General features: G+C 63.9%; 1 protein-coding gene. It reads right to left on the bottom strand.

Annotated elements, in window-relative coordinates:
- Window positions 1-391, bottom strand: a 391-nt coding sequence (locus tag PQR40_RS39025; protein WP_408511288.1) for a DUF3683 domain-containing protein, incomplete at both ends; no start/stop codon positions are given.

Genomic DNA, 391 nt, shown 5'->3' with positions numbered 1-391 from the left:
TTTTTCCGTGACCTTACCCAGCACCTTATTCGCGCGGCGGCGCAGATCGAAGGTCTTCTGGAATTCGCTTTCGAAATCGTCGACGGCCCGGCGTGCAGCCGCAACCAGCGTTTCGACGCGGGCAGCCCGATCGACACCTGCTTCATCGCCGTGTTCGACGAGATCGGCGCGGCGGCGCTTTTCGATCTCGGTCAGACGGTGGTGCAGCGCCTCGATCAGCAACGCTCGGCGCTTCGGATTGTCGAGCAGGTCGTCTTGCAGATAAGGATTGCGGCGCACGACCCAGATGTCGCCGAGCACTTCGTACAGCATCCGCGCCGAGCGGCCGGTGCGGCGTTCCGCCCGCAGTTCGGCCAAAGCCGCCCAGGCTTCGTCGCCAAGCAGACGGATA

The sequence above is a fragment of the Paraburkholderia sediminicola genome (genome assembly GCF_046026855.1).
GTDB classification, from domain to species: Bacteria; Pseudomonadota; Gammaproteobacteria; order Burkholderiales; family Burkholderiaceae; genus Paraburkholderia; species Paraburkholderia sediminicola_A.
This window is presented reverse-complemented; position numbering and strand designations above follow the sequence as displayed.